This window comes from Falsigemmobacter faecalis (assembly GCF_003863335.1).
In the GTDB taxonomy this organism is placed as follows: domain Bacteria; phylum Pseudomonadota; class Alphaproteobacteria; order Rhodobacterales; family Rhodobacteraceae; genus Wagnerdoeblera; species Wagnerdoeblera faecalis.
The window spans coordinates 203023-224602 of sequence record NZ_RRAZ01000003.1; the positions used below are offsets into that span (position 1 = coordinate 203023).

Annotated in this window: 21 protein-coding genes; 18 read left to right on the top strand and 3 right to left on the bottom strand. The window is 61.5% G+C overall.

Features of this window, described 5'->3' with window-relative positions:
- Positions 1–55: 55 nt before the first annotated feature.
- The 3 genes from EG244_RS03155 (at position 56) to EG244_RS03165 (ending at position 2444) form a co-directional block, all read left to right on the top strand.
- Complete coding sequence (locus EG244_RS03155) at positions 56–1234, top strand: TIGR03862 family flavoprotein (protein ID WP_124963557.1); 1179 nt, start codon at positions 56–58, stop codon at positions 1232–1234.
- 199 nt (positions 1235–1433) lie between these two features.
- A complete protein-coding gene (gene mscL, locus EG244_RS03160; RefSeq protein WP_124963558.1) occupies positions 1434–1823 on the top strand; it encodes a large conductance mechanosensitive channel protein MscL in 390 nt (129 codons plus the stop codon).
- A 159-nt stretch (positions 1824–1982) separates the two neighbouring features.
- Complete coding sequence (locus EG244_RS03165) at positions 1983–2444, top strand: Lrp/AsnC family transcriptional regulator (RefSeq protein WP_124963559.1); 462 nt, start codon at positions 1983–1985, stop codon at positions 2442–2444.
- 79 nt (positions 2445–2523) lie between these two features.
- Here the strand turns inward: EG244_RS03165 and pnp are convergent, their stop codons facing one another.
- Entirely contained in the window at positions 2524–4662 is a 2139-nt protein-coding gene (gene pnp, locus EG244_RS03170; RefSeq protein WP_124963560.1) for a polyribonucleotide nucleotidyltransferase, read from the bottom strand.
- Positions 4663–5069: 407 nt separating this feature from the next.
- Between pnp and EG244_RS03175 the strand changes: the two genes are divergently transcribed.
- Complete coding sequence (locus EG244_RS03175; RefSeq protein WP_124963561.1) at positions 5070–5432, top strand: pore-forming ESAT-6 family protein; 363 nt, start codon at positions 5070–5072, stop codon at positions 5430–5432.
- Positions 5433–5513: 81 nt separating this feature from the next.
- Here EG244_RS03175 and rpsO read toward each other — a convergent pair whose 3' ends face one another.
- Complete coding sequence (rpsO, locus tag EG244_RS03180; RefSeq protein ID WP_124963562.1) at positions 5514–5783, bottom strand: 30S ribosomal protein S15; 270 nt, start codon at positions 5781–5783, stop codon at positions 5514–5516.
- Between the two features lie 254 nt (positions 5784–6037).
- Between rpsO and EG244_RS03185 the strand changes: the two genes are divergently transcribed.
- A complete protein-coding gene (locus EG244_RS03185) occupies positions 6038–7009 on the top strand; it encodes a calcium-binding protein (RefSeq protein ID WP_124963563.1) in 972 nt (323 codons plus the stop codon).
- Here the strand turns inward: EG244_RS03185 and EG244_RS03190 are convergent.
- Positions 6998–7900, bottom strand: coding sequence for an alpha/beta fold hydrolase (locus tag EG244_RS03190; protein ID WP_124963564.1), 903 nt, complete (start codon positions 7898–7900; stop codon positions 6998–7000). The genes EG244_RS03185 and EG244_RS03190 overlap by 12 nt on opposite strands.
- A 182-nt stretch (positions 7901–8082) precedes the next feature.
- Between EG244_RS03190 and EG244_RS03195 the strand changes: the two genes are divergently transcribed.
- The 13 genes from EG244_RS03195 (at position 8083) to EG244_RS03255 (ending at position 21497) form a co-directional block, all read left to right on the top strand.
- Entirely contained in the window at positions 8083–8457 is a 375-nt protein-coding gene (locus tag EG244_RS03195) for a fluoride efflux transporter FluC (RefSeq protein WP_124963565.1), read from the top strand.
- On the top strand, positions 8454–9548 hold the full coding sequence (locus tag EG244_RS03200; RefSeq protein WP_124963566.1) for an RluA family pseudouridine synthase: 1095 nt from the start codon (positions 8454–8456) through the stop codon (positions 9546–9548). The genes EG244_RS03195 and EG244_RS03200 overlap by 4 nt, the downstream gene beginning before the upstream one ends.
- 7 nt (positions 9549–9555) lie before the next feature.
- Entirely contained in the window at positions 9556–10272 is a 717-nt protein-coding gene (locus EG244_RS03205) for an ATP12 family chaperone protein (protein ID WP_124963567.1), read from the top strand.
- Between the two features lie 237 nt (positions 10273–10509).
- Entirely contained in the window at positions 10510–11529 is a 1020-nt protein-coding gene (locus EG244_RS03210) for an amino acid ABC transporter substrate-binding protein (protein ID WP_124963568.1), read from the top strand.
- Between the two features lie 141 nt (positions 11530–11670).
- The gene (locus tag EG244_RS03215) at positions 11671–12924 is read left to right on the top strand and encodes an amino acid ABC transporter permease (protein ID WP_199737752.1); all 1254 of its coding nucleotides are present in this window, start codon (positions 11671–11673) and stop codon (positions 12922–12924) included.
- A 1-nt stretch (position 12925) separates the two neighbouring features.
- Positions 12926–14209: an amino acid ABC transporter permease gene (locus EG244_RS03220; protein ID WP_124963569.1), complete on the top strand. Its 1284-nt coding sequence runs from the start codon at positions 12926–12928 to the stop codon at positions 14207–14209.
- Between the two features lie 10 nt (positions 14210–14219).
- Positions 14220–15002: an amino acid ABC transporter ATP-binding protein gene (locus tag EG244_RS03225; protein ID WP_158617227.1), complete on the top strand. Its 783-nt coding sequence runs from the start codon at positions 14220–14222 to the stop codon at positions 15000–15002.
- A gap of 69 nt (positions 15003–15071) precedes the next feature.
- The gene (locus EG244_RS03230) at positions 15072–15671 is read left to right on the top strand and encodes a (d)CMP kinase (protein ID WP_124963570.1); all 600 of its coding nucleotides are present in this window, start codon (positions 15072–15074) and stop codon (positions 15669–15671) included.
- A 58-nt stretch (positions 15672–15729) separates the two neighbouring features.
- Positions 15730–16557 (top strand): flagellar motor protein MotB, encoded by an 828-nt coding sequence (locus tag EG244_RS03235; RefSeq protein ID WP_124963571.1) that lies wholly within the window; start codon positions 15730–15732, stop codon positions 16555–16557.
- A 90-nt stretch (positions 16558–16647) separates the two neighbouring features.
- Positions 16648–17952, top strand: coding sequence for a flagellar hook protein FlgE (locus EG244_RS03240; RefSeq protein ID WP_124963572.1), 1305 nt, complete (start codon positions 16648–16650; stop codon positions 17950–17952).
- A gap of 20 nt (positions 17953–17972) precedes the next feature.
- Entirely contained in the window at positions 17973–19403 is a 1431-nt protein-coding gene (flgK, locus tag EG244_RS03245) for a flagellar hook-associated protein FlgK (protein WP_124963573.1), read from the top strand.
- Position 19404: 1 nt separating this feature from the next.
- Entirely contained in the window at positions 19405–20409 is a 1005-nt protein-coding gene (locus tag EG244_RS03250; protein WP_124963574.1) for a hypothetical protein, read from the top strand.
- Positions 20406–21497 (top strand): flagellar basal body P-ring protein FlgI, encoded by a 1092-nt coding sequence (locus EG244_RS03255; RefSeq protein ID WP_124963575.1) that lies wholly within the window; start codon positions 20406–20408, stop codon positions 21495–21497. The genes EG244_RS03250 and EG244_RS03255 overlap by 4 nt, the downstream gene beginning before the upstream one ends.
- Positions 21498–21580: the final 83 nt, after the last annotated feature.

Consider the following 21580-nt stretch of genomic DNA (forward strand, 5'->3'; position numbering starts at 1 on the left):
TTTGACAGGGCAGCCGATCCGGGCTTTGCTGCCCTTCCGGTGCAGGAGTGGGCAGATGGCGGCAGAGGCATGGGTGATCGGCGCAGGTCCGGCCGGGCTGATGGCGGCGGGGGAACTCGCCCGGGCTGGCTATGCCGTCCATATCGCGGAGGCCATGCCCTCGCCCGCGCGCAAGCTGCTGATGGCGGGCAAATCCGGGCTGAACATCACCAAGGATGAGCCTTCGGCGGCGCTTCTGGCGCAATATGGCGGGGCTGCGGACTGGCTTGCGCCGATCCTCGCCGGGTTCGGCCCCCAGGAGGTAAAGGCCTGGGCCGAAGCGCTTGGGCAGCCGGTTTACACCGGCTCTTCGGGGCGGGTGTTTCCGCTGGTGCATAAGGCCTCGCCCCTGCTGCGCGCCTGGCTGGCGGAGCTGGAGGGGCTGGGCGTGCAGATGCACCGGCGCTGGCGCTGGACGGGGTTTGCCGGGGCGGATCTCTGCTTTGAGACGCCGGAGGGCGCAGTGCAGGTGACGCCCGCGCCTGTGGTTCTGGCGCTTGGCGGGGCGAGCTGGTCGCGGCTGGGCTCTGACGGTTCCTGGGCTGCGATTCTTGAGCGCGAGGGGGTTGAGCTTGCGCCCTTCGCGCCGTCGAATGCGGGGCTTCTGATCGGCTGGTCGGCCTTTATGGAGAAACATTTCGGCGCGGCGCTGAAGGGGTTGCGGCTCTCGGCGGGTGACATTGCGCTGCGCGGCGAGGCGGTGATCTCGGCGCGCGGGCTGGAGGGGGGCGGGCTTTACCCGCTGACACCGGCGCTGCGCGCGGGCGCGGTGCTGCGGCTGGATCTCTTTCCCGACCTCACGGAAGCGGCGCTGGCGGCGCGGCTGGCGAAGACGGCAGGCGGATCAGCGGCCAATCGTCTGCGCAAAGCGGGGCTCGATGCCGCGAAGCAGGCGCTTGTGATGGAGGTGGCCCGCCCGCTTCCGGCAGAGCCTGCAGCCCTGGCGGCGCTGTTGAAGCATCTGCCGGTGCCGCATCAGGGCCCAAGGCCGCTGGATGAGGCGATCTCAACCGCCGGGGGCGTCACCCGCGCAGCGGTGGACGACGGGCTGCAGCTGCGCGCCCGCCCTGGTGTCTTTGTGGCGGGGGAGATGCTGGACTGGGAGGCGCCCACCGGGGGCTATCTGCTGACCGCCTGCCTTGCGACGGGACGTCACGCGGGGCGGGCCGCAGCGGGCGGGAAGGCCCCTCTCTGAAGAGGAACCGGGCAGGTCCAGGCGGAGATCTTCGTTAATTTTCACGCGCCTGCCTCTCCCCCGCCTGGGGTGATAAATTCTTAACTCGACATACCTCTAAAAAAATCGTGAAGAGGCGCGCGGCTCATGGCATATTTGAGCCTGCGATTTCCCGTAAGTGCAGGGCCTCCGCGCGTCGGACCTCTCAGGAGCATAGTAAATGCTGAACGAATTCAAAACTTTCATCATGCGCGGCAATGTCATGGACCTTGCTGTCGGGATCATCATGGGCGCGGCTTTCACCGCCATCGTCACCTCAATGGTGGATGACCTGGTGAACCCGCTGCTGGGGATCTTCATTGGCGGCATCGACTTTTCTTCGCTGAGCTTTGGCATCGGCGACGCGCAGTTCATGTATGGCAACTTTATCAATGCGATCATCAAGTTCGTCGTCATCGCCTGGGTCGTCTTTCTGCTGGTGAAGGGGTTGAACAAGATGAAGGACATGGCGATTCGCAAAGAAGAGGTGGCGGCGGCCAATGCTCCGGCAGCCCCCACCCAGGAAGAACTGCTGACCGATATCCGTGATCTGCTGGCGCGCAAGGTCTGAGGCCCGGCCCGGTTTTTTCTGAAAAGCGCCCTTCGGGGCGCTTTTTTTATGCTGCAATATTTCGCGGAAACTCTGCGCAACGGGGGCGGAAAGTCCCGCCGTTCAGGAATTTTGTGGCAGGATCTTGCGCAGACTGAGCAAATCTCTGAAGAGTGGCCCATGGCTGAACTTGATCCTACCGACCGTCGCATCCTCTCTGTCCTGCAAAGGGACGGACGCATCTCCAACGCGGATCTGGCGGAGGAGGTGAATCTTTCCGCCTCGGCCTGTCACCGCCGCGTGCAGCGCCTGGAGGCGGAGGGCTATATCGACCGCTATACCGCGCTGCTTGATGCCCGCCGCATGGGGCGTCCGACCACGGTTTTTGTGGAAATTACTCTGCAGGGTCAGGCGGATGAGGTGCTGGACGCCTTTGAGCGTGAAGTCGCAAAGGTGCCCGATCTTCTGGAATGCCATCTGATGGCCGGATCGGCGGATTATCTGCTGAAGATCGTTGCCCGCGATACCGAAGACTTTGCGCGTATTCACCGCCAGTATCTCAGCCGTCTGCCGGGCGTGGCACAGATGCAGTCGAGTTTCTCGCTGCGCACGGTGTTGCGCACCACGGCGCTGGCCGTCTGATCCCCAAAGAAAAGCCCCCGGCACCGCATGGGCACCGGGGGCAATGGATCAGGCCTGACAGGCAGGCCTGAAGCGGGGCTCAGCCCTCGCCGTTTTCTTTGCCGGCAGCGATTTCTTCGCCGGTTTCCTGATCGACCATCTTCATGCCGAGGCGGACTTTGCCGCGCTCGTCAAAGCCGAGCAGTTTCACTTTCACTTCCTGGCCTTCTTTCAGGATCTCATTCGGGTGCTGCAGACGCTTGTTGGCGATCTGCGACACGTGAACCAGACCGTCACGCTTGCCGAAGAAGTTCACGAAAGCACCGAAGTCGACCAGTTTGACGACTTTACCGATGTAGACTTTGCCTTCTTCCGGCTCTGCCACGATCGACCAGATCATGTCATAGGCCTTCTTGATGGCATCGGCCGAGGACGAAGCGATCTTGATCACGCCGTCGTCGTTGATGTCGACTTTCGCGCCCGAGGTTTCCACGATCTCGCGGATGACCTTGCCGCCCGAACCGATCACTTCACGGATCTTGTCGGTCGGGATGGTCAGGGTTTCGATCTTCGGAGCGTATTCCGAGAAGCCCGAGGGGCCCGAGACCGATTTGCCCATTTCCTGCAGGATGTGCACGCGGCCGTCTTTTGCCTGCGCAAGCGCCTGCTTCATGATGGCGGGCGTGATGCCGGCAACTTTGATGTCCATCTGCATGGTCGTGATACCGGCTTCGGTACCTGCCACTTTGAAGTCCATATCGCCGAGGTGGTCTTCGTCACCCAGGATGTCGGTCAGAACAGCATAGGAGCCGTCGTCTTCCAGGATCAGACCCATGGCAACGCCAGCCACCGGGGCTTTCAGCGGAACGCCTGCATCCATCATCGCCAGCGAGCCGCCGCAGACCGAAGCCATCGAGGACGAGCCGTTCGATTCGGTGATCTCCGACACCACACGGATGGTGTAGGGGAAGTCGGTCGGTGCCGGCAGCACGGCCTGCAGCGCGCGCCATGCCAGTTTGCCGTGACCGATTTCACGACGGCCCGGCGAACCCACGCGGCCCACTTCGCCCACCGAATAGGGAGGGAAGTTATAGTGCAGCAGGAAGTTCGATTTGTAGTTGCCGTTCAGCGCGTCGATGAACTGCTCATCTTCGCCGGTTCCAAGGGTGGTGACAACCAGGCCCTGGGTCTCGCCGCGGGTGAACAGTGCCGAGCCGTGGGTACGCGGCAGGATGCCGGTTTCCACGTTGATCGCGCGGACGGTGGTGGTGTCACGGCCATCGATACGGGTGCCGTTTTTCACAACGTCGCCGCGCAGGATGTCCGATTCCAGCTTCTTGATCGCCGAACCGAGGTTCAGGTCAGCCAGATCGTCTTCCGACAGCGTCGCTTTGATCGCATCAACGGCAGCTTTGATCGCGTTGGTGCGCTCCTGCTTGTCGCGGATTGCGAAGGCAGCGCGCATCTGCTTTTCACCAGCGGCTTTGACTTTCGCGTAGATCGCGGTCAGGTCCGGCGGGGTGAAATCGAAGGGCTCTTTCGCTGCATCTTCTGCCAGGTCGATGATCAGATCGATGACCGGCTGCATCTGGGCGTGGCCGAATTCGACAGCGCCGAGCATTTCTTCTTCGGTCAGCTCGTAGGCTTCCGATTCCACCATCATCACGGCGTTCTTGGTACCGGCAATGACCAGGTCCAGGCGCTGCTCGGGCTTCGAGCGCAGCTGGGTCATGTCGTCCATCGACGGGTTCAGAACGTATTCGCCGTTCACGAAACCAACGCGGGCCGCACCGATCGGACCACGGAACGGAACGCCCGAGATGGTCAGCGCAGCCGAAGCCGCGATCATGGCCACAACATCGGGGTCATTCACGAGGTCGCACGACAGCACGGTCGCCATGACCAGCACTTCATGCTTGAAGCCTTCGACGAAGAGCGGGCGGCACGGACGGTCGATCAGACGCGAGACAAGGGTCTCTTTCTCCGACGGGCGTGCTTCACGCTTGAAGAAGCCGCCGGGGATCTTGCCGGCTGCGTAGTATTTTTCCTGATAGTGCACGGTCAGCGGGAAGAAGTCCTGGCCCGGCTTCGGCGATTTCGCGAAGGTCACGTTGGCCATGACCGAGGTTTCGCCCAGCGTCGCAATGACCGAACCATCGGCCTGACGGGCAACCTTGCCGGTCTCCAGCGTCAGCGTTTCACCGCCCCACTGGATTGATTTCTTCGAAATATTGAACATCAGACATCCTATCTGGGTAACACAGGCCCATCCCGCGCTCCCTGTCTATATAGCGGCCCCATTGCCGCCGCCCCTGATCCTGTGCATGTGTCCGGGGGCTCGGACCTCACGTCTCAGATAGCGTGGGTGCATACAGGAAAACGGCCTTTGTGAAAAGCATCATGTTTTATGGGGGAAAGGCCTTGCGCCTCCGGCTGCCGGTTCCCGCCGATGGGGGCGAAATCCTGTGGCAAACCCCGGGCAGGCGAAAAAGCGTCAGCCGGTTTCCCCGGTTTCGGCAGGCCTTTGCCAGGGCCGTCGCGGCGCTCTCCGGCGGGCGCTAAACGCTTGCGGCGGGGGGCAAAGCGGTCAGACTGCGCGGGCAGGTCAGATCCTGCGGTATCTTTTACAGTCAGGGAGGCGCTGAGATGATCGGACGCTTTTACGCAAAGGTTGCAGCGCTGGTTCTGGTCGCCGGAGCCGCATCGGCTCAGGCACCGGGGATGGATGAGGCGGTGGCCGCGGCCAAAAACCAGCTCGGCGTGCTCGAATTTTGTCAGGCCGAGGGGCATATCGACGGCAAAGCCGTTGAGATTCAGAAAAAAATGTTCGGCCAGCTGCCCGCGCCCACAGATGCGGCCAAGGTTGAGGCCGCTTACGAAAAGGGCAAAGCCGGCACCGTTTCGGCCATGGGGGTTGAGCAATCGCTGAAAGAGGCCTCCGCCTCGCAAAACACCGATATCTCGGCGCTGTGCAAGCAGATGGCGGCGGTGATTACGCAGACCGGTTAATTCAGCCGGCAGAGGGCCGGATATGACAACGCCCGCGCCGGGGATCCGGCGCGGGCGTTGCTGATTCGCTGTGCGAAAGACTTAGCGGCGCAGGCCGAGTTTCGCGATGAGAGCCTGGTAACGGGCCTCGTCACGCGACTTCAGGTAGTCCAGCAGCTTGCGGCGCAGAGCAACCATCATCAGCAGACCACGACGCGAGTGGTTGTCTTTCTTGTGAGCTTTGAAGTGCTCGGTCAGGGTCGCGATGCGCGACGACAGGATTGCAACCTGGACTTCCGGCGAACCGGTGTCGCCTTCTTTGGTTGCGAATTCTTTGATCAGGCGGTTTTTTTCTTCGACGGTGATCGACATCGGGATCTCCTTAAGAGGGTTATGGCGCAAGCCGGGACGTCGTCCAGCAGGGCCCGTGGAGGCACCGTCTGAGGCTCAGACGGATGCGGGGACATAGCGCGGAATGCCCCGAAATGAAAGGCTTTTGATCCCCCGGCCTTTGCCCGGTGCAAAAGGGCTTTTGAGAATCGGCCGGATTGTGATATTTTGTGTTAGTTATCAGTTATTTAACTTGTTTTATGGTTAATGCCCTCTGACGGGCAGGAGTGTGCGGGATGCTGGAGTTGCTCGGGCTGGTCGGGCTTTTGGTGGCGGGCGCAGTCGGAAGCGCGATATTCCCCGGCGATGCAGAGCACGGGTCCGGAGAGGAAGAGGACGACACGCCTGAGCCCGAGGCAGAGCCCGGGATTTTTGCTGAGACATCAGAGCCCGCCGCAGAGGGCATGTCTGAAGGGGGGGGCGGGGCCTCGCAGCCGGACCCGGTTCCGGAGGCGGGCGGGGCGTCTGACCCGGCCAGCAGCCGCAGCGGGGCCTGGGGGCCGGAAAGCTCCGACCTCTCTCCGCCGCCGGAGGAGCGGCCCTTGACGCTGACCGGGGGGCCACAGGACAGCCAGATCTTCGGCGGCGCGCAGGGCGATACACTGACCGGGGGCGAAGGCAACGACACGCTGACGGGCGGCGGCGGCGCGGACAGGATGGCCGGGGGTGCGGGGTCCGATCACCTGGCGGGGCAGGAGGGGGACGATCATCTGGAGGGCGGATCCGGCGATGATACGCTTCTGGGCGGTCGCGGCGATGATCTGCTGATCTCGGGTGGCGGTAACTCCTGGCTCAGCGGCGGGATGGGGCAGGATGTGCTGGTCGCGGGCAGTGGCAATGACACCCTCGACGGGGATGAGGGGGCCGACACCCTCTCTGGCAACCTTGGTCAGGCAGAAGAGGGGACGCAGCGCTATCTGAACGGCGGGCGCGGCGATGACCTTTTGCATGCGGGCGGTGGCGATGTGGCCAGTGGGGGAGAGGGGGCGGATGTGTTTCGGCTGACCGGCACGGGGGCGGCACAGATCATGGATTTCGGCACCGAGGACAGTCTGCTGATCGAATATGCCGCCAATGCGCCCGCGCCGGTCATCAGCTATGAGGCCGGCGAGAACGGCCTGCGGGTGCTGGCCGATGGTCAGGTTCTGGCCGATCTGATCGGGGTGCATGACCCTGACGTGGTGCGGCTGACCCTCTCAGCGGTCTGAACTCTGCAGGAAAAACGGTAAAAACTGCTCAATCACCGCTTTGGGATTTTCCTCCTGCACGAAATGCCCGGAAAGGCAGGAGGCGCCGGTCAGATCCGTGGCCCAGCCCCGCCAAAGCCCAAGGGGATCGCCGCTTTTGGCCGGAAAACCCTTTTCCGCCCAAAGATAAGAGAGGGGCGCTGTGATCTTTTCGCCCCCCGCGCGGCTGGCCTCATCAATCCGGCGGTCGGTGGTGGCCCCGGCGCGGTAGTCGGCGCACATGGCATGAACCCGCTCGGGCTGTTGGATCTGGGCGCGGTAGCTTTCCAAAGCTGCGGGCGGCAGATCTGCCAGATCATGGCTGCGCAGCCAGGAGGTGAGGGTATGGTCCAGCCAGGGCAGCGGGTCCGCCGAGATCAGCCGCTCGGGCATCGGCGCGGGTTGCGCGAGGAAGGTCCAGTGATAGCCCGCCATGGCCAGTTCGGCCGTCCAGGCGTTCCAGAAATCCGCCGTTGGCACGATCTCAATGATCCCCAGCCGGCGCAGACGGTCGGGATGATCCAGCGCCAGGCGGTAGGCCACCCGCGCGCCGCGGTCATGGCCGAGAAGATGCGCGCTGCGGATGTCCAGTTCATCCATCAGGGCAATGATGTCTTCGGCCATCCGGCGCTTGGAATAGGTGACATGTTCGGCATCATCCGCAGGGGCATCGCTTTCGCCATAGCCGCGCAGGTCGGGCACCAGCACGCGGAAGTGCTTGGCAAACTCCGGGGCGACCTTTGACCAGCACATGCCGTTTTGCGGAAAGCCATGCAGCAGGATCAGCGGCGGGCCGGAGCCTGCCCCCTGAACGGAAAGCGTGATCCCCGGCAGCGTCACGCGGCGGCGGGTAAATCCATCGATAACGGCCATCCTGTCTCTCCCCTTTGGGGCAGAGTGGCGGCGGGGGTGATTCCCTGCAAGCTTTCGCTGCGGGCGAAAAGGGCACTTCCGGTCCTTTGTCTGCAGGGAAAGCGCGGCGGAATGTCTTTCCGGGCAGGGCGGGGCAGGGCATCCGGTTGACAAGGAGCGTGGCGCGGCAGAAGGAAGGCGCGATGATCCGGACCCTGATCTATGTTGCATTGGGCGGCGCTGCGGGCGCTGTGGCGCGGTTTGTGACCGTGAGCGCTTTTGCACGGCTGCTGCCCGGGAGCTTTCCGGCGGGGACCTTCGTTGTGAATGTGGCGGGCTCTCTTGTGATGGGGGGCCTTGCTGCCTGGCTGGCCGCGCATCAGGCGGAGCGGTTTTCACCGCTGCTGCTGAGCGGCTTGCTTGGCGGGTTCACGACCTTTTCGGCCTTCTCGGCGGATATCATTCGCCTTCTTGAGGGCGGCACGCCATGGATGGCGGGCGGATATGCTGTGGCTTCGGTGGGGGTGTCGGTTGTGGCACTTATGGCCGGTGCTGCCCTGATACGAGGACTGCTATGAGCGGCGTTCAAATCCTGACGGTCTCGGAAGACGATGGCGAAATGCGCCTCGACCGCTGGCTGAAAAAGAAATTCCCGCAACTGAACCAGGTTGCGGTTGAGAAGATGTGCCGGAAAGGCGAGCTGCGGATCGACGGCGGTCGGGCGAAGCCTGCTGACCGTATTGTTCCGGGCCAGAAGGTGCGGGTGCCCCCGCTGCCGACCGAGGCTCCGCCGCTGAAGATCCGCGGTATGGAAGAGATGATCACCGAGGCCGATGCCGAGATGATCCAGTCCTGCGTGATGTTCCGCGATCAGCATCTGATCGTGATCAACAAACCCGCAGGTCTGCCGAGCCAGGGCGGCTCGGGGCTTGATCACCGCACCGTCGATGGTCTGACCCCGGCGCTGATGTTTGGCTATAAAGAGCGCCCCAAACTGGTCCACCGTCTGGACAAAGACACTTCGGGTCTGCTGGTTCTGGCGCGCACCGACCGTGTGGCGCGTGCCCTCTCGGAAGCCTTCCGTGAGCGGACCACCCGCAAGATCTACTGGGCGGCCGTGGCCGGAGTGCCCCATCCGAAGTTCGGCACCATCCGCTATGCCCTTGAGAAATCGAGCGGGCATGGCCGATCGGGTGAAGGCGAGAAGATGATCTGCATCCATCCCGCCAAGATCAAAGATCACCCCGAAGCCAAACGCTCGACCACCGATTATGCGGTGATGGATCTGCTGGGCACCCGGGTGTCCTGGGCGGCACTGGTGCCGATCACCGGGCGCACGCACCAGCTGCGCGCGCATATGGCGGAACTCGGCCATCCGATCATCGGTGACGGCAAATACGGCGGTTCAGCGCAGGAGAATATGGGCGACGGCTGGGGCGCACAGCTGGGCGGCGAGATCAGCCGCAAGCTGCATCTGCATGCCCGTCTGCTGGCCTTCCAGCATCCGATCACCAAACAGCATCTTACCTTCCGGGCCCCTCTGCCAAGCCATATGGAGAAAACCTGGAAGACGCTGGGCTGGGATATCAATTCGGTGCCGGACGATCCCTTTGAATGGGCCGAAGAGATGGCTGAGCGGCAAAAGCGCGAACGTCAGCGCGATCGGTGAGGGTGGCATGAGCGGCTGGAAGGCAAAACGTTTCTGGAAAGAAGCCCGGGTTGTGGAAGCCGAAGGCGGTTTTCAGGTGATGCTGGATGCGCGGGCGGTGAAAACCCCCGCGAAATCCCCGCTGGTGCTGCCGGGCCGCGCCATGGCCGAGGCTGTGGCAGCGGAATGGGACGCGCAGCAGGGCGAGATCCGGCCCGAGACCATGCCGGTCACCCGCTCGGCCAATGCCGCGATCGACAAGGTCGGGGTGCAGTTCGATGCGGTCCTGGACATGCTGGCCGAATATGGCGGCACCGATCTGCTGAGCTATCGTGCCGAGGGTCCGAAGGATCTGGTGGCCCGTCAGGCGGCGCTTTGGGACCCGCTGCTCGACTGGGCAGCCGAGCGGTATGACGCCCGTCTGCGGGTGACCTCCGGGGTCATTCCGGTGGCTCAGGAGGCTCAGGCGCTGGCCCGTCTGAAGGCGGCGCTTGGCGCCCATGATGCCTTTGAGATGACGGCGCTTCACGACCTGATCGGCATCTCGGGATCACTGATTCTCGCGCTTGCCGTGGCGGAAGGGCGGATCACCCTGCCCGAAGCATGGGCAGCCTCGCGTATTGATGAGGCATGGCAGGCCGAGCAGTGGGGGGCCGATGAAGAGTTTGAGATCAAAGAGGGCAAGCGTCGCGAAGCTCTTGAACATGCTGAACGTTTTCTTGCGCTGAGCCGTCAGCGCAACTGAGAGATGCAGCCGTCTCGCCCGGTAGGCGCATAAAAACCGGGCAAAATTTTCCTCAAACGCTGTTAATTTACGCCCAGGCTTGGGAAATTATTCCCGTCTGCCGCCAGCCTTGACGCATTGGCCGGGCGCATCGCAAGATACCTCTGACCCCGGGAGCAATAATCGGGGCACTCCTTTCGGGCCAACAGGGCCTGTCCCGCGCCGCTATTCTGCGGCGCTCCACAGGAAGAGGTTATAATGAAGAAATCCGTTTTCCTCGGCACGCTGTCGTTCGCGGCACTCGCAGCCGGGATCTCGCAGGCCGCGACGCTTGACGATGTTAAGGCCCGCGGCTCGCTGAACTGCGGCGTCTCGACCGGCGTCAACGGCTTCTCGGCACCGGATGCGCAGGGCGTCTGGCAGGGCTTTGATGTGGCGATCTGCCGCGCGGTGGCCGCTGCTGTGCTGAAAGATCCGATGAAGGTCAACTTCATCTCGACCACCGGTCAGACCCGATTTACGGCCCTGGCCTCGGGCGAGGTCGATATCCTGGCGCGGAACACCACCTGGACGCTGTCGCGCGATGCCGATCTGAAGTTCACCTTTATCGGCGTGAACTATTATGACGGTCAGGGCTTTATGGTCAAAAAAGACCTCGGCGTGACCTCGGCAAAAGATCTCGAGGGCGCCACCGTCTGCATCCAGACCGGCACCACCACCGAGCTGAACCTGGCGGACTTCTTCAAGGCGAATAACCTGAAGTATGAGCCGGTTCCGGTCGAAACCAACGCCGAAGCGCAGCAGCAGTATCTGGCCGGTGCCTGTGACGTCTATACCACCGATGCTTCGGGTCTTGCCGCGACGCGCGGTGGCTTTGCGGATGCCGCAAACCACATCATCCTGCCGGAGATCATCTCGAAAGAGCCGCTCGGCCCGCTCGTCCGTCAGGGCGATGACCAATGGTCAGACATCGGCCGCTGGGTTCTGAACGCGCTGGTCGGCGCAGAAGAATATGGCGTCACCGCAGCCAATATCGATGAGATGACCGCGACGGGCAGCGAGAACCCCGAGATCAACCGCCTGCTCGGCAAAGAGGGTGAACTCGGCGCGATGCTGGGTCTTGATAACGACTGGGCCATCCACGCGATCAAAGCCGGCGGCAACTACGGCGAGGTTTTTGAGGCCACCATCGGTGAGCAGACCCCGATCGGTCTGGCCCGCGGCCTGAACGCACAATGGACCCAGGGCGGCCTGCTCTACGCGCCGCCGTTCCGCTGATCTGCCAAAGGGGCGCCCTGAGCAAGGGCGCCCCGTTTTGCAAAAGCACGACACGATCTGAATAACAACAGTCTGCCGCGGAGCGCGCCCGCGCTGATCCGCTGAGCCAGAAGGCCAGGCAGACCTCAGGGGGTATTCGTTATGACACCCGGAACCGACGCCCGAAGTGGCGACTTTCGGCTGAGCATGCTGCTTTATGACACGCGGTATCGCTCGTTCACCCTTCAGTTTATTGCGCTGGTCTTAGTGGCGCTCGCCGGTTGGTGGCTGGTGGCCAATACGGTCGCAAACCTGAAGGCACTTGGTAAAGATTTCAGCTTTGGCTTTCTGACCGTGCGCTCGGGCTACGACATCAACCAGCGCCTGATTGAATATACCTCCGACAGCAGTCATGGCCGCGCCATGCTGGTGGGCCTTTTGAACACGCTGCTGCTGGCAGCGCTCTCCTGCGTAACCGCCACGATTGTGGGCGTTTTCGCAGGGGTACTGCGTCTGTCGGAAAACTGGCTGATTTCAAGGCTGATCGGCTTTTATGTTGAGATTTTCCGCAATATCCCGCTGGTCCTGTGGATCCTGCTGATCTTCGCGGTGATGACCGAATCCATGCCGCCGCCCAATGCCTTCCGCGGGGAAAATGCCACCTCTTCGATGCTGTTCTTCGACAGCGTGGCGATCACCAACCGCGGCGTTTATGTGCCCGAGCCGCTCTTTGACCGCTCGCTGGGCAATATCGATCTGGGGGTCTTTCTGGTCAGCATTGATCTGCTGGCGATCATCGCGGTGCTGAGCGTCTGTTTCTGGGCCTGGCGCAGGCTGAAGACCCAGGCGAGTGCGGTGCAGAACGCAACCGGCGTGCGCCCGACGACCTGGTGGAAAAGCATCCTGATCTTCGTGGTGCCGCTGGTGGCGCTGAAGCTTGCGCTTGGCTTTCACCTTGGGATGCCGGAACTGCGGGGCTTCAACTTCGCGGGCGGCACTTATATGCGCAACTCCTTCTTCGCGATGTGGGTGGCGCTGACGCTTTATACCGGCGCCTTCATCGCTGAGACGGTGCGCGGCGGTATCCTTGCGATCTCGCGCGGGCAGTCTGAGGCCGCCTTCGCGCTTGGCCTGCGCCCGGGCCGCACCATGAGCCTGGTGATCCTGCCGCAGGCTTTGCGCGTCATCATCCCGCCGATGATCTCGCAATATCTCAACATCACCAAGAACACCTCTCTGGCGCTGGCTGTGGGCTATATGGATCTGCGCGCCACGCTGGGCGGTATCACCATCAACCAGACCGGCCGCGAGCTGGAGGGGATGCTGCTGCTGATGCTGACCTATCTGGTCATCTCGCTGATCATCTCAATGGTGATGAACTGGTACAACGCCCGTGTCCGGCTGAAGGAGCGCTGAGATGGATCAATCTCCCTTTGTGCGCAAAGAGATGCTCGCCCCCAAAGCCGCCCCGGTATCCGAGACGGGTGCGGTCGGCTGGATCCGGCAGAACCTGTTCTCCGGCCCGCTGAACATCCTGTTGACGGTGATTTCCGTGGCGGTGATCTTCTGGGTCGTCACCCATACCGCGCCGTGGTTTCTGAACGGCGTCTGGAAGGCCTCCAGCCTGGTGGAATGCCGGGAAATCCTGAACGGCGCCACCGGGGCCTGCTGGGCCGTGATCACCGAGCGCTGGCACCAGCTGACCTTTGGCTTCTATCCGCCTGAGCTGTACTGGCGCCCGATCCTCGCCTTCGTGCTGATGCTGGTGGCGCTGGCTCCGGTGCTTTACCCCTCGGTGCCGCGCGGCATGTTCTGGTTTTCGCTGCTTTACCCGCTGATCGGCTTCTGGCTGCTGTGGGGCGGTACGCTCTGGCTGCCGGTGGTGGTGCTGCTGGGGCCGCTTGTGGGCTATGTGGTCTACCGAATGCTGCGCAGCTACAGCTCGGCCCTTGGGATGATCCTTGGGGCTGTGGCGATCCTGGCCTTCTGGATGTGGCTGGCCGGGCCGCTGTCGAAAGATCTGCAGCGGATTTTCCCTCTGGCGATCCGCGAAGTGCCCTCGCGTGATTTCGGTGGCTTCATGCTGTCGATCATCATCGGGGTGACCGGCATTGCGCTGTCGCTGCCGCTGGGCATCGTGCTGGCGCTTGGCCGCAAATCCGACATGTTCCTGATCCGCATCCTCAGCATTGGCTTCATTGAGTTTGTGCGCGGTGTGCCGCTGATTGCGCTGCTGTTCACGGCCTCGCTGCTGCTGAACTACTTCCTGCCGCCGGGGACCAACTTTGACATCATCCTGCGGGTGATCATCATGGTGACCCTCTTTGCGGCGGCCTATATGGCCGAGGTGGTCCGGGGCGGTCTCGCGGCCCTGCCGCGCGGGCAATATGAGGCGGCGGATGCGCTTGGCCTGGATTACTGGCGCGCGCAGCGTCTGGTGATCATGCCTCAGGCGCTGAAAATCTCGATCCCGGGCATCGTCAACACTTTCATCGGCCTTTTTAAAGACACCACGCTGGTCGTCTTCATCGGCCTTCTCGATCCCATCGGGCTGTCGAACTCCATCCGCGCCAATGCGGCCTGGAACGGCATCTATTGGGAACTCTTCATCTTCATCGGTCTGTGTTTCTTCATCATCTGCTTTGGCATGTCGCGCTATTCGCTCTGGCTGGAGCGGAAGCTGAAGACCGATCACCGTTAAGGAACCTGTCATGTCACAAACTGCTGCCATGCAAGCCGCTCAGATGCAGGTCTCGGGCGAGGTCGCGATCCAGATCCGCAATATGAACAAGTGGTACGGCGCGTTTCACGTGCTGCGCGACATCGATATGACCGTCCACCGGGGAGAGCGGATCGTGATCTGCGGCCCCTCAGGCTCAGGCAAATCCACCCTGATCCGCTGCATCAACCGTCTGGAAGAGCATCAGGAAGGCCAGATCGTCGTCGATGGGACCGAGCTGACCTCGGATCTGAAGAACATCGACAAGGTGCGCTCGGAAGTGGGGATGGTGTTTCAGCACTTTAACCTTTTTCCGCATCTGACCATTCTTGAGAACTGCACCCTCGCGCCGATCTGGGTCCGGAAGGTCCCCAAGCGTGAGGCTGAGGAGGTGGCGATGCACTTCCTGGAAAAAGTGAAGATCCCCGAGCAGGCGCTGAAATACCCCGGGCAGCTGTCCGGTGGTCAGCAGCAGCGCGTGGCGATTGCCCGCTCGCTCTGCATGAAGCCGCGCATCATGCTCTTTGATGAGCCGACTTCGGCGCTCGATCCCGAGATGATCAAAGAGGTGCTCGACACCATGATTGAGCTGGCAGAAGAGGGCATGACCATGCTCTGCGTGACCCATGAGATGGGCTTTGCCCAGGCCGTGGCGAACCGCGTGATCTTCATGGATCAGGGCCAGATCGTCGAAGAAAACGCGCCGAAAGAGTTCTTCAACAATCCCCAGAGTGAGCGCACCAGGCTCTTCCTCAGCCAGATCCTCGGTCACTGAGGGGCAGGGGCCTTTACGCAAAGACGGGGGCGCGCTAGACCGCGCCCCTGACTGCATTTGGGGATGGCGATGATCTTTACGGTGGCGGTAGACGGCCCGGCGGCGGCCGGTAAAGGCACGATCAGCCGGGCGGTGGCCACGGAATTTGGCTTCGCCCATCTCGACACCGGCCTGCTCTATCGCGCGGTCGGCGTCGTCTCCGAGCTGCGCGGCGTCGATCCGGTGACGGTTGCGCGCAGCCTCAGCCCCGAGGATCTGGCCCGCGACGATCTGCGCAGTCTGGCCGCCGGGGATGCCGCGAGCCGCGTGGCGGTGATTTCAGATGTGCGCGCGGCCCTTGTCGATTTTCAACGCAGCTTTGCGCGCCGCTCCGGGGGGGCGGTGCTCGACGGGCGCGACATTGGCACCGTCATCTGCCCGCAGGCAGAGGTGAAAATCTTTGTCACCGCCTCGGCAGAAGCGCGGGCGCACCGCCGCTGGCGGGAAGTGGGGGGCGATGAAGCGCAGGTGCTGGCCGAGGTCCGCGCCCGCGACGATCGTGACATGAACCGCGCCGAGGCCCCGCTGCGTCCGGCCGCCGATGCCGTGCGCCTCGATACGACCGATCTCTCCATCGCGGAGGCCGTGGCCCGGGCCTCAGCTCTCATTCGCACATGTCTGCCCCGTTAAATCCCTCCTAACCCGGCTGTGCGATACCTGATCCCGGGTGTGTCGGAAGGGTATCAACATGGCAGGGCCAGGGAATGCGGCGCCGGTAATCATCAAGCGCAAAAAGATCGTGCAGGAGGGCGGCCATCACGGCGGCGCCTGGAAGGTTGCCTATGCGGATTTTGTGACCGCTATGATGGCGTTTTTCCTGCTGATGTGGCTGCTTAACGCGACCACCGATAAGCAGCGTAAGGGCATTGCCGATTACTTTAACCCCGTGATGCCGATCCACCGCACATCCGGCGGGGGCGATGGCATGTTTCAGGGCGATTCGCTCTTTTCCGAAGACAGCCGCGCGCGGGAAGGCACCGGGGCGGCCGCCCGTCACCCCACCGACCAGCGCCGCGCCATGGGCCTTGAGGCCGACAGCGGCGGAGAGCAGAAAGTTCTGAAAGACCTCATGGCGCGTCTTGATGGCATGGGCGGCGAAAGCTCTGAACGGCTGGCCCTGATGCGCCATATCGTGACGCGGCTGACCGATGAAGGCCTGGTGGTTGAGTTGTTCGACCTGACCGACCGGCCGCTTTTCGAGGGCGAGACCGAGCGCCCCACTCAGATCCTGCGCGATCTGATTCCCGTGGTCGCCGGTGCCTTCGCGCTGGTGGAGAATGCGGTGGCGGTTCATGGCCATGTCCGCAGTCTTCCCATCACCCGGATCGAAAACCCGGTCTGGCAGCAATCCTCCTCCCGCGCGCAGGCTGCGCGTCAGATGATGGAGCTTTCGGGCTTTGCCACCGCCCGGATGCGGCGCGTTTCGGGCTTTGCTGATCGTCGCCCGGCGGTCACGGATCCTATGGCGGTGCGGAATAATCGCATTGAATTCGTGCTCTTACGCAATGGGTCGTGAGTTTTCTTCCGCGTTAGCCGACCATTAAGGCCTTTGCTGCATTCTGAAGACCACCGGACCGGAATCGCGGTCGCAAATGGGGGTCCCGTAATGACGATTTCATCTTCGCTGAGCGCCGGGGTGTCCGGTCTGAACGCCAATGCCGTGCGCCTGGCTTCGATTTCGGACAATATCGCCAACTCTGCCACGCTGGGATACAAGCGGGCTGAGGTGGATTTCCATGCGATGGTCGTCGGTTCGGGCAACACAGCGCGCTATGTGGCGGGCGGAGTGACCACCACAAACCAGCGCCTCATCGATCAGAGCGGGGCTCTGACACAGACCAATAACGTGACCGATATTACGATCCGCGGACGGGGTTTTCTGCCGGTGGCGAAACTCGCGTCGCTGCCCGACAGCGGCAGCCCGCTTAGTTTTGGTCTGCGCACCACGGGTTCATTTCGTGCCAACAGCGACGGTTATCTGGTGAATGCCACGGGCCAGGTGCTGCTCGGCTGGCCCGCCGATGCCACCGGGAATATTCCAACTCAACCCCGGGAAACGATCAGCGCGCTTCGGCCCGTTCAGGTGAATATGGCGGCACTGGCTGCCAATCCCACCACCTCTGCGGCCATCAGCCTCAATCTGCCAGCGGGTGAGACGGCTGCCGGTGCCGCTGGAACCCCCTACGAGCTGACGATGGAATACTACAACCCTATCGGTGAGGCTGGCTGGATCACCTATCGTTTCACGCCCGTCATTCCGGCTGCAGGATCCTCAAATCAATGGACAATGGAGATTGAAGACAGCGTCAGCGCGACGACGCTGGGCAGCTGGACCCTTGATTTTGAAACGCTTGGTCCTGCGGCAGGTATGCTGCAGGCAGCGACGCCGGTGGGCGGCAGTGCGGCCTATGATGCGGCCACAGGTCAGATTTCCCTGACGCTGCCTCATGGCCCTGTTGATATCGGCATTGGCAAACCGGGTGAGCCGGGCGGACTGTCGCAACTCGCGGCCGGTTTTATTCCCTCCGCACCGGTCAAAGACGGAACGCCCGTGTCGTCCATCGTCGCCCTGGAACTGGATGAGCAGGGCAATCTTTATGGCGTCTATGACCGCGGATTTTCAAAGCTCCTTTATCAAATCCCTGTTGCCGACGTGCGCAATCCGAACGGCCTTATTTCGCTGGGTGATCAAACCTATCAGGTCAGCAGCACCTCAGGATCTTTCTATCTTTGGGATGCGGGCAGCGGACCGGCTGGTGTAACGCGCTCCTTCACGCGCGAAGAAAGCAGCACTGATGTCGCCCATGAACTGACGCAGCTCATCCAGACGCAGCGGGCTTATTCCTCCAACGCCAAGGTCATTCAGACCGTGGACGAGATGCTGCAGGAAACCACAAATCTGAAGCGCTGATCCGATAGCAGGAGGGCGATATGTCTTTATCCTCAACACTCACCACGGCTTTGACGGGCCTCACCGCATCCGCGCGCGCCGCAGATCTGGTTGCTTCAAATGTCGCCAATCTGCAAACAGACACTTACGGCCATCGCAGCCTCTCGCTGAGTTCGGCGCAATATGGCGGTGGCGTGGTCATAAACGGCGTAACCCGGGCCACGGACCCGGTTCTGACCGGGGATCGTCGCCTCGCTCAGGCAGCAACCGGAGCCGAGGATATTCATCTCGCTTTCTATAAGAAAATGGAAACAGCGATCGGGCTTCCCGGCAGTGGAAACTCACTCTCGGATCGAATTTCAGCCCTGAGTGCGGCCCTTGAAACGGCCTCCCTGGCTCCGTCCTCCCCTTCGGGACTAACCGGGATCTTGCATGCTGGACAGGATCTTGCGCGCGGCCTCAATCAACTGACGTCCCAAACTCAGCTCTCCCGAACGCTGGCCGAACAAAGTATTGCCCGGGATGTGGCGCAGCTGAACGAAAGCCTTGCGCGTGTCGCCGCCATAAACAGGCAGATCCCAAGGCTCACGGCGATGCGTCAGGATATTTCCGGCCTCGTAGATCAGCGCCAGGCTCTGATTGATCAGATCGCTTCTATTGTACCGCTTCGCGAGGCCGCGGGTCAGGGTGGGGCTGTTACGCTGTACACGACCGGTGGTGTGGCGCTGCTCGACGGCCATGCAGCGGAATTCAGCTTCATCCCTTCTGGCACGATAGCGGCCGACAGCGGGACCCTCTCGGGCCTGAGCGTGAATGGACGCCAGATCTCCACTTCCGAGCAGGGGCCGCTTGGGGGCGGAAGTCTCGCAGCGGCGTTTCACCTTCGTGATATCACGGCGCCTGAACTGCAGCAGAAGTTGGACACGGTAGCCCGCGACCTGATCCTTCGTTTCGAAGCTGCGGATCCGGACACTGCCTCTTCGGGTGTCGCCGCACTGCTGTCGGATGGGGGGCAAAGGTTCAATCCGGCCCTTCAGAATGGGCTTGCCAGTCGCATCGCAGTCAGCCCGGCCGCCGATCCGGATCAGGGGGGGGCACTTTGGCGGATCTGGTCCGGCATGGCAGCCACAGTTCCTAAAGATGTATCAGACAATAGAATTCTTACGGATCTCGCGGGTTCGCTTCTACGCAGAACCACGACTGCGGGCGTGAGTTTTTCTCCAGGCCAGCGGTCCGCGACTGATCTCTCTGGCGCGCTTTTTTCACTCGTCTCTACGGAGCGTCTCTCTGCTGCAGGGCGTGCGGGCTTTGCGTCGGGTCAACTCACCCTCTTGCGACATCGTGAGGCTGAGATTGGCGTCGATAGTGACAATGAGGTGCAGGCTCTCCTTAGAATTGAGACGGCTTATGCTGCTAATGCCCGCGTCATCCAGGCGGTAGACGACATGCTCCAACAACTCTTGAGGATATGACATGCCTGCTTTTTCTATTGGCGATCTGTCCCGTCACCTGATCCTTCGCCACGAAGTGACCCGGGCAAAGATGGAGCTAACGACACTCGTCGAGGAGGTCGCCTCCGAGCGAAAGTCTGATGTGGCGAGAGCCCTTCGCGGGGAGGTTTCCGAACTTTCATCTCTTGAGGCAAGCACGGCCAACCTTTCATCCTGGGCAAGAACGGCCAGTCTCCAGGCGACCAGACTGGCGGCTCAGCAGCGTGCCCTGGGATCGATGGATCAGATGGCCAATGAACTCTGGGCGAAGCTCACGCTGTCGGAGCCCGCTACTCCGCAATCTCAGAAAAAAATCATAGCAGATGACTCTGTCGTAACTCTGGATCGTATGCTTGCCCAACTTAATAGTCTGAGTGGGGGTGAGAGCCTCTTTTCAGGGGGGCAGACTGACCAGTCAGCCGTTTCTGATGGAGCGGCTCTTCTTTCCAATCTGCGCAGTGCTGTGTCGGGGCTCGCATCAGCGTCAGACATTCATGATGCCGTAGTATCCTGGTTTTCCCAGCCAGGAGGGTATGACAGTGTGACCTATGCGGGTGGGGTGCCACGCCCTGGCCTGCGTATCGGAGAGTATGAAAGCACACGGGCTTCAGTGACGGCATTAGCCCCAGAGATTCGTGAAGTCCTGGCGGGGGTAGCACTGGCCGCACTCGCTGCCGATTATCTCACGCCACAAGATCAGGAGGTTGGGGCCTCCCTCATTAATATGGGCGCGGACCGTCTCCTGGACGGATCGTCAGAGCGCATCTCGCTAATGGCTCGCGTCGGTGTTGATGAGCATCACATCGCTAAAGTCTTAAGCCGGAACAACGCTGAACTCGCTGCACTCACACTTCGTCGCCGAGAAGTACTCGGCATTAACGGTTATGAGGCTGCATCGGCACTTCAAGGCGTACAAAAGCGCCTTGAGCTGCTCTACACGATGACCGCAAGGCTCTCAGAACTGAGTTTGGTGGGAGCGCTCAGATGAGCCGCATCTTCATTATGCTGCTACTGATGACGGGCTTTGCGGATGCTTCCCCGGTTCGTATCAAAGATCTTGTGGAATTTGACGGAGTAAGGGGAAACGATCTTTTGGGCTACGGCTTAGTCGTAGGGCTCAATGGCACAGGCGACGGGTTGAGAAATGCTCCTTTCACAGAAGACATAATGTCGAACCTGCTTGAGCGTCTGGGAGTGAACGTCACAGGGGAGCAATTTCGCCCTCGTAACGTTGCAGCGGTTTTGGTGACTGCATCCCTCCCGCCTTTTGCCAGGACGGGCGGATCTATCAGTGTGACAGTTTCCGCGATCGGTGATGCAAAAAGCCTGCTGGGTGGCACCTTGATTATGACCCCTCTGAACGGTGCGGATGGGCAGATATACGCGGTTGCCCAAGGAGCAGTAATCGCAGGTGGTGCCAGCGTAGAGGGGGCCGCTGCCCGCGTGACACTGGGTGTGCCAACGTCCGGGGTTATACCTTCCGGCGCCCGGATTGAGCGCGAAGTTGAATTTGATTTAAACAGCCTCACAGCGGTAAGGCTTGCACTTAGAGTTCCGGATTTCACAACGGCGTCAAGGATTGAGACCGCAATCAACTCGAAGTTTGGCAGGCAGATCGCGTCCATGCTCGATAGCGGTACCGTCGCGATCGATATCTCACTTGCTTCGATACGCTCAGTCGCGCATGTTCTCAGCCTCATTGAAGTCATTCAGGTCGAGCCGGAAAGGCGTGCAAGAGTTGTAGTAGATCAACGCTCGGGCACCATCGTAATGGGAGCGGAGGTGCGTATAAGCCGTGTTGCAGTTTCGCAAGGCGGCTTAACACTCAGCGTAGAAGAAGCTCCGGTGGTCTCTCAGCCAAGTCCTTTCAGCTCCACCCAAACAGTTATAGTTCCACGAACTTCAGCGACGCTTGAGGAGGAGGCAGGCCGAAGTCTTGCTGAGGTAAGTGGCACAAGCTTATCCGAGTTGGTAGGAGGGCTAAACGCTCTGGGAGTTGCACCTCGCGATATGATCGACTTATTAAAGACTATCCAAGCAGCGGGGGCACTTCATGCCGAGTTTCTCGTTCAGTGAGGATGTTGATTTAAACCGCTCTGAGTCTGTCGAAGTGAGGTGACCTGCCACTGAACTTTCCTCCGGCCGCGACTGGAGCCGGT